Here is an 8319-nt window from a genome sequence, read left to right on the forward strand (position 1 = left end):
AACAAATAAACGGAAAGAATACCACGATGTGGTATAATTATTTACGAAAGGATGAATAAAATGTCACAACTTAATTTTTCAATTGGAACTTTTTCACAATGCATGAGTTTTTCTCCTCAAAATATCAAAATCGATAATTTTGAAGACTATACACTCTATTGTATTGACTGCGAAAATGTTCAGCAATTTGATATTAAAACACTTAACGCAACAAGTCCTAGCGTTTTCTTTTTCTTTGGAAATTTTGAAAAAATAGGACAAAAAGCATGGCAACAAATCTTTACGATTGCCAAGGATTTTCCCAATTCCTATTGTTTTAACACTCATCAAAGTCAAAAGAATTTTGCGGACATCTATTGTGCGACACTACTCGGTCAAGTTGTTGCCAATGTCGTACCTAAAAAAATTCTTCTTGTCACAAATGACCAAGGGTTTCATGGTATTAAACAAGCTTTAATGTTTCAAGGCAAAGACATCGATATTGAAATCTTACAAACAAGAGATCCATTCTTATTACCGTTAAAAGAAGATCAGCCAAAAACAGTTCAAAAAGTAAAGAAGCAACAATCCAACCAAAAACCAGATGAGGCTAGTGATGAAGAAGTTTTAGAAGCCTTAAAAAAATATCCTAAAATCAATACACGCTATGCATCGATTGATGATTTAAGCAAGTATTTAATGCCTATCTTAGCCAACAAACAAAAGAAATGCAAACTTTCAAAATGGATTGAGAGTGATTATGCAAAAAAAGTGGGTAGATATAAAAAAGATTCGAAAGGAAAATATTATAAACTAAAATGATAAAAACAATATATTTAGCTGGTGGATGCTTCTGGGGTGTACAACATTACTTTGATCAATTTGACGGAATCTTAAAGACAACAGTTGGATACGCAAATGGTAATACAGAGAATCCAGAATATAAAGATGTTAAGGTAGGACTTACAGGTCATGCAGAGACTTTAAAAATACAATACGATAGCACACTTATCTCACTTTCTAAAATACTAGATTTATACTTTGATATTATTGATCCAGTATCTATCAATCAGCAAGGTGAAGATATTGGTATTTCCTATCGTACAGGTATTTATTATGTGGAAAAAACGGATTTAGATATCATTCAAACTAAATACAACGAAATCCAAAAGAAATATGATTCAAAATTAGCTGTTGAACTTGAACCGCTAAAAAACTTTTTTAATGCCGAAGAATATCATCAAAAATATCTAGACAAAAATCCAGGTGCTTATTGTCATATTCCTGCATCAAAATTTAAGAAGGGACTTTAATTAGCCCCTTCTTTTAATGTACTTCCTGCAACATATCCAGTTGTCCATGCGATTTGCAGATTGTATCCACCTGTTTGTGCATCCAAATCTAAAACTTCTCCCGCAAATTTTAAACCTTTAATTTTCTTAGTCTCCATTGTCTGAGGCTGAATTTGATTTGTCTTGATTCCGCCAACAGTAACCATGGCTTGTTCAAAGCCGGCAAAATTTACAATTTCAAAGCTTAAACACTTCAACAATTCACTAATACTTCTCCTTTGTGCTTTTGTTGTTTCATTGGCTTTTAAATTAACATCAATATTTAATTGATTCATAATATATTGAACCAATCGCTTTGGAATCATCATTTCTAATATATGTTTTAATTGTTTATTTGAAAGACTGCTCATTCTCTCTAGCAAAAGAGCATCAACTTCATCAACTGATTTATTTGGAATCAAATCCAATATAATTCTTTTGGGATCTTTGTTGATAACATAACTTGACATTATCAAAATGCCAGGTCCACTTAAACCTTCATGGGTAAATAAAATATCACCGCATTCTTTATAAAGAACCTTTTTATCTTTTTTTACCTGAATTCCAACATTAGACAAGGACAGACCTGCCAAATCAAAGTCTTCTCTAGTTTGTAATGAAACCAATCCAGGATATAGATTACTAACTTTTATATCCAATGCTTCTGCCCATTTATATCCATCTCCACTACTTCCTGTGGATACAAATGATTTTCCTCCCGTTGCGACAATGACTACATCAAATGAATATGTTCCTTTATCCGTTTTGATTCCAACAACTCGATTCTCTTCAACAACTACATTTGTACAAGCTTCATCCATATGTAGGATGACATTGTTTTTACGTAAAAGTTCTACAAACAATAAAACAATGTCTTGACTTGAATTTGAACCTGGAAACATACGTCCGTGATCTTCTTCAATCGTAGGTAAACCATTGGATTTTAAAAATTTGATCATATCTAAGTTAGAAAATTGTGAGAATGGGCTATATAAGAATTTTTCATTGTGCACAACATGCTTAAAGAATTCATCTTTTGAACAATTATTCGTCACATTACAACGCCCATGACCTGTGAGTTGTAATTTCTTACCCAATTGCTTGTTCTTTTCAAACAATTCAACTTGATGCCCTTCTAAACGAGCTGTATAAGCAGCCATTAAACCGGCAGGTCCTCCTCCAATTACGCATACTTTTAGCATAGGATCCCACTTTCTTCTAAATAAATAGCTAAACCATCATGCTCATTATCCTGTTTAGTGATGGCATTAGCACAAGCTTTTGTATCATCCGTACCATTGATCATACAAACACCGCAACCAGCCACTTTTAACATGTCATTATCATTGGATGTATCTCCAAAGGCCATGACATCATTTATATCTATATCATTGAGTTCGCATATTTTTTGTAGTCCATACCCCTTATTGATTCTTTTATCACAAAATTCAAGTAGTGTGGATTGTGTTTTAAAACCATGATAATAAGGATTTGGATGTTCTTTTACCCAAGCTTCTGCCTTAGGCATATCCTCTTCTTTCATACGGAACATGATTTTTGCGTTTTCATGTGCATAGAAATCTTCTAATTTTACAATTTCCAATTCTTTATGCGATGTAGAAGCCGAATGAATCATCCAATCATCAATATGAACACAACGAATCTTTCCATCCCAATATATCATTGGATTGCACTCAACAACATTCATGATTTCCATGGTTTCTTTTAGCCATTCTTTTTGCATCATGAAATAACTGTAGAATTTTTGGTGCACTCCATCCCAAAGTTCTGCACCATTCATTCCTACCACAAAGTCAAAGTCAAAAGGTAAATCCCAATACTCTTTATTTCGTTTTAATTCATCGGCCGGACGACCTGAGGCAATCCCAAAATAAATGCCTTTTTCATGAAGCTGAATTAAAGCTTTCTTCGTTCTAGGTGTTAATTCTTTTTTCTCATTGACTAATGTAGCATCAATGTCACAAATAACTAATTTTGTCGTCACTTTAAATCCTCCAATTCATAAGTAAATCCTTCACCATCGACTTCATGAACACTATTCACGATAATAAACGCTCTTGGATCCACCTTCATGATTTCATGTTCTAAATTCGAATACATTTTTTGTGGAATCACAATCATCAATACAGGTTTAGATTCATTTGTATATCCACCCTTACCTTCTAAAATAGTAACTCCACGTTTCATTTTGTCTAATACATGATTTTTAATTTCAATCCATTGATCTGAAATAACCATACAGTTGATTGCTGTACTTGAACCAATCAAAATTGTTTTATCAATCGCAAAACCAGATGTAAATACTGATAAAACTCCAATCAAGGCTGGTTCTACACCATAAGTAGACATACCTAAAAGTACAGTTAACGCGTCAATGATCATTACGGAATTTCCTGAAGAAATATGCGTATATTTATGAATCAACAAGGCTGGAATATCCATTCCTCCTGTACTTGCGTTTACTCTAAAACATAGTCCTAAGCCAATACCTGAAATCAACCCACAATAAATACTTGCCAACATGGGTTGCATCACAAATGTATCTTTTGGAAATAAAGTTGTAACATAAGTTAATGTTGAGACAAAAAACGAATAACTAAATGTTGAAATCAATGATTTCAATGCGAATGCCTTTCCTAAAAAAATGGCTCCCACAATATAAAGTCCAATCATCAATATGTTGATCAACCATACCGATGGAATAAATGGCAACAACGGTTTTAATGCCACTGCCACACCGGCTACGCCTCCAGTTAATGTATTATTTGGTAAAACAAAAAAAGCAACGGATACTGCCACCATAAAATTTCCTAATAATACAACCAATACATCTTTTACATAATTTGTTTTTTTCATATAAACCTCCCCAAACGCCATCTTTATTCTATCAAAAAAGAAGGCTTTATGAAACAAAAGAAAAAGCTGGATATCCAGCTCATCTTTATAACATTTCTTTTGCGGTCTGTGTAATTAAATCAAATAATTCAATCACTTCTGGTTGTTTTTCATAACCAATCTTTTCAAACAATTCATCTACGATCTTTAAAATCTTTTCATGTTGCTTCTTATAGATTCGAATCATCGAATCATTTAATGTAATATAGATTTTACGCGTATCCTGTTCACTACGAATACGTGTAATCAGTCCCTTTTTTTCCATACTTGTAAGTGTACGATTCATCTGCGATTTTTGCATGCGCATATAGTTGCATAAATCCGTTGCAGTTACATTTAAATCTTGATTTTGATATAAATATCGACAAATCATGGATTCATTATAAGGTAGATCTGGGGTGATTCTTTCATTATTGATAACAGTTGTCATTTGAAGCCATGCTTCTAATACTTGTTCATTCTTTTTCATAATTTTATTCTAGCACAGAAATTGTGTATTTCGCATCATAATTTTCATTCACACAAATCGTTACCTTTTTATTCTTTAAATCATATACACAAGACCATTGTGTCTTTGATATTTTTCCCTGTTTGTTTTTATGTGCTTCTTGCGAACAATCGGATAAAAGTTGCATAGCCTCATGTTTGGATAGTTTTCCATTTGTGGAACTTAATTTTTCATCAATAATTTGGTAACGGTCTTGGCCAAAATTAAATTCTGCATCGGGTTGAGTCAATAAGAAATTTGTGGCACACTGATAATTCTTGTCTGGATATACAACCTTCATTTCATCATCCACATATTCTACAACAACACTCTTTCCAGAAGCATCACAAATTTGGAAGTGATAACAACTATTGGCACTTGAATGCATGTCATAAGAAGATAATAATTCTAATGCTTCATCCACATTTTTCGCCTTATCTAACATCAAACGAATGGCTGTTGTCGTTGTGATATCCACCTTTTTTGTATTCTGATTTGTTGGTTTTGTATCAATCAACAATACGCCAACCGCTAATCCTTTTTCATTCATTCCATCTAGTGGTGCATAAGGGGCTGCCAAAGTTACTAATGAATCTTTTAATGTATCTGGTAAATGTTTTTCATTATATCCTACAAAGCCTAAATTCACCATGGATATAGAGGCATACCCATTTTTAGGTTTCGTCTTCACTAATACACTTGGCGAATAATCCATATCAAAGTTTCGTCCAAACAGATATCCTGAATCTTTATTTTGTGCAATAAATGTAGAACAACCTAAATCTGGAATATCAATACTTAATGGTAACCCCTTCATTACGTGATTCACCACAAATTCGACAAGCTCTTTATCATTGCTTGCACCTTTTTCTAAAAACTCATCCAATCCATAATCCGCACTATAATCCATTGTATACATTGGATAAGCATCGATTTTTTTTAATGATTTTAATGAGCTATATTCCTTGTGAAACAGACAAACAATGCCTATTCCACAAATCAATAATAAACATAATATAGTAATTCCTATTTTCTTTAATACTTTCATACATACTCCTTTAGTTCATTTTGTGAACTATTAAAGTATACAATATTAGTTTACATTGTCAACCATAAAAAATAGAGATGAAACTAATCATCTCTACGTCCTAACAATCGCAAAATGTATAAGAAGATATTCAAGAAATCTAAATATAGTTGTAACGCCATATAAATCGATATCTTTTCATCTTCATAGCCATCCAACATATAATTCATTTTTTGTATGTCCCAAGCCGTAAGTCCAGTAAATAATAAGAGTCCAATCACGCTCCATAAGCGTACATCCATGCCAACTCTAAATATCATGAAGAAAAATTGACTAAAGATCATCGCAATCAAACCAATCAAACAAATGTTTCCCACTTTACTAAGATCCATTTTAGTTGTCTTTCCAATAATGGCTAAACACGCAAAGTAAATTGCGCTAATACCAAAAGCCGCTGCAATCTGTCCAGCACTATATACATAAGCCAATGATGTCATATTGATTCCCATTGTAAGTGAATACACAATAAACATCATCTTCATTGTGGAAGCGGGTGTATTACGTGATAATTGACGTCCCATTGAAATCGTTAATGAAATTTGTACGATGAGTAATAATAGTGAAATCATGGGAATCTGAATAATAAGCATGAATATGCCAGAAGCATACAACAATGCCGAAGTGATTGCCGTAATACCAAGGCCTACCATCATCCAACTGTAAACTTTATATAATGAATTTGTACTTACTGAATTTGAATAGTTATTTGTATACATATGTTTTTTTACCTCCTGTTTGTAGAGTATTTTATGTTTTTTACATATGCATTACAATGTACAACTCGATCAAAATGACTATTCAATTAACCAAGTCTTCAAAATTTAATCTTTAAAAGTAGCTTAAGTTACTAAGTTTTTCTAGTTTAACATTAAAAGCTTTTATTTTTTCCAAAAATAAAAGAATGTATCTCTACACTCTCTTACTTGATATCCAATTCAATTGGCTCATCCATCGTATCACTGACGTATTTGCCATTCTTTTTTCTTTGTTTCACACATTCCGTCAACAAATATTCAATTTGTCCGTTGACACTACGAAAATCATCTTCTGCCCATGAAGCGATTTGATCATACAATTTCTTTGAAAGACGCAAAGGAATCTGTTTCTTTTCCATTAATACAAGCTGCCAGAATTAACGACTGGCTGCGCATCATGGTTTCCACAAAGTACGACTAATAAATTCGAAACCATAGCCGCTTTCCTTTCTTCATCTAATTCTACAACCCCATTTTCATTCAAACGCTCCAATGCCATTTCAACCATACCAACAGCACCATCCACAATCATCTTACGTGCATCAATAATCGCACTTGCCTGTTGTCTTTGTAGCATAACGGCTGCAATTTCTGGTGCATATGCCAAATATGTAATTCTTGCCTCAATAATTTCAAGACCCGCATCTTTTACTTTACATTGAATTTCATCACGAATTCTCGATGCGACCACTTCACTAGAACCTCTAAGACTTCCCTCATCGGCAATACCATCGCCTGTTGTATCTACATTTTCAGCTACATCATAAGGATAGATACGAACAATATTTCTTAATGTACTATCACATTGTAAAGAAAGATATTCCTTGTAGTTATCCACATTAAATACAGCCTTTGCGGTATCTGTAACACGCCACATAACGGCAATTCCAATCTCTACAGGATTTCCTAAACAATCATTGATTTTTTGACGATTATTGTTTAAAGTCATGATCTTCAAAGATACTTTTTTAGAAGCCATTTCTATTGTTCCATTATTTTGTGTTTGAAAAATACTCTTCTTAGAACCATCATCCACATCTCCACTTTGATTTAGTTTTGTCTTTGCGGCAGGATTAACAGCCTGACAAAAAGGATTAACATAATAGAATCCAGCATCCTTTAAAGTACCTACATATTTACCAAATAATGTTAAAACCAAGGCTTCTTGTGGCTTTAATACTTTTAAGCCAAGAAATGGAATCCAACCAATGCATAGCCATACAACACCAATAATAAATAGTGGCCAAATTAATGCTGCTCCAAGTATTGTCATCAATAAAGCTACAAGATATAAAACAATCCATAATATCATCATGGCCATGCCATTCTTTTTGTTGCTTAAAACTTTTTCTGTCATATAAGCACCTCCACTATCTAAATGATATCATATTGATATCACATGTCAACAAAAAAAAGACAGGTTAACCCAATGTCATTAAGTTAAGAAATGACGAACCATCCAGATACTATTTTCTGGATGGTATTTTTATTTGAAAGCACGACGAAAATTGTAGTATTGCTACTACATTTTAAAAAATATATAATATTAGTTGTTAATCATATCGATAGTTAAAAGATACCGGTGATTTGGCTTTCACTTTCCGTTCATTCTGGCGATTAGGACGGATTGGCAGTATTTCTTTAGCTATCAGTGATTCAATATCAGGTGGATTCTTTCCACCTTTTTCTTTTAGGTAGTTACGTATTATCGTCAACTTCTCGTAATTTTTATACATCTATACAAAAAAAACATCCCGTTGTGCT

At 33.0% G+C, this 8319-nt stretch carries 10 protein-coding genes; 2 read left to right on the forward strand and 8 right to left on the reverse strand.

Going from position 1 to position 8319, the window contains the following annotated elements:
* Window positions 1-60: 60 nt before the first annotated feature.
* Both Q3907_RS06625 and msrA read left to right on the forward strand, forming a co-directional pair.
* Window positions 61-801 (forward strand): hypothetical protein, encoded by a 741-nt coding sequence (locus Q3907_RS06625; RefSeq protein WP_301897730.1) that lies wholly within the window; start codon window positions 61-63, stop codon window positions 799-801.
* The gene (gene msrA / locus Q3907_RS06630) at window positions 798-1292 is read left to right on the forward strand and encodes a peptide-methionine (S)-S-oxide reductase MsrA (protein ID WP_301897731.1); all 495 of its coding nucleotides are present in this window, start codon (window positions 798-800) and stop codon (window positions 1290-1292) included. Before Q3907_RS06625 ends, msrA begins: the two co-directional genes overlap by 4 nt.
* Here the strand turns inward: msrA and Q3907_RS06635 are convergent.
* From Q3907_RS06635 to Q3907_RS06670, 8 genes are all read right to left on the reverse strand, one after another.
* Window positions 1289-2512 carry an NAD(P)/FAD-dependent oxidoreductase gene (locus Q3907_RS06635; protein WP_301897732.1) on the reverse strand — a complete coding sequence of 408 codons (1224 nt, stop codon included), beginning with the start codon at window positions 2510-2512 and terminating at the stop codon, window positions 1289-1291. The two genes, msrA and Q3907_RS06635, sit on opposite strands and share 4 nt — an antisense overlap.
* Complete coding sequence (locus Q3907_RS06640; RefSeq protein ID WP_301897733.1) at window positions 2506-3315, reverse strand: Cof-type HAD-IIB family hydrolase; 810 nt, start codon at window positions 3313-3315, stop codon at window positions 2506-2508. The genes Q3907_RS06635 and Q3907_RS06640 overlap by 7 nt, the downstream gene beginning before the upstream one ends.
* Window positions 3312-4187, reverse strand: coding sequence for a YitT family protein (locus tag Q3907_RS06645; RefSeq protein WP_301897734.1), 876 nt, complete (start codon window positions 4185-4187; stop codon window positions 3312-3314). Before Q3907_RS06645 ends, Q3907_RS06640 begins: the two co-directional genes overlap by 4 nt.
* An 85-nt stretch (window positions 4188-4272) precedes the next feature.
* Window positions 4273-4695: a MarR family winged helix-turn-helix transcriptional regulator gene (locus Q3907_RS06650; RefSeq protein ID WP_295643383.1), complete on the reverse strand. Its 423-nt coding sequence runs from the start codon at window positions 4693-4695 to the stop codon at window positions 4273-4275.
* A gap of 4 nt (window positions 4696-4699) precedes the next feature.
* Window positions 4700-5761 (reverse strand): C45 family peptidase, encoded by a 1062-nt coding sequence (locus tag Q3907_RS06655; RefSeq protein WP_301897735.1) that lies wholly within the window; start codon window positions 5759-5761, stop codon window positions 4700-4702.
* Between the two features lie 83 nt (window positions 5762-5844).
* Window positions 5845-6516, reverse strand: a complete 672-nt coding sequence (locus Q3907_RS06660; protein ID WP_301897736.1) for a Bax inhibitor-1/YccA family protein — start codon at window positions 6514-6516, stop codon at window positions 5845-5847.
* Window positions 6517-6719: 203 nt separating this feature from the next.
* Window positions 6720-6914, reverse strand: coding sequence for a PTS ascorbate transporter subunit IIC (locus Q3907_RS06665; protein WP_117573687.1), 195 nt, complete (start codon window positions 6912-6914; stop codon window positions 6720-6722).
* Window positions 6914-7912 carry an SPFH domain-containing protein gene (locus Q3907_RS06670; protein ID WP_301897737.1) on the reverse strand — a complete coding sequence of 333 codons (999 nt, stop codon included), beginning with the start codon at window positions 7910-7912 and terminating at the stop codon, window positions 6914-6916. The genes Q3907_RS06665 and Q3907_RS06670 overlap by 1 nt, the downstream gene beginning before the upstream one ends.
* Window positions 7913-8319 lie beyond the last annotated feature (407 nt).

The sequence above is a fragment of the uncultured Holdemanella sp. genome (genome assembly GCF_958348295.1).
Lineage (GTDB): Bacteria > Bacillota_I > Bacilli_A > Erysipelotrichales > Erysipelotrichaceae > Holdemanella.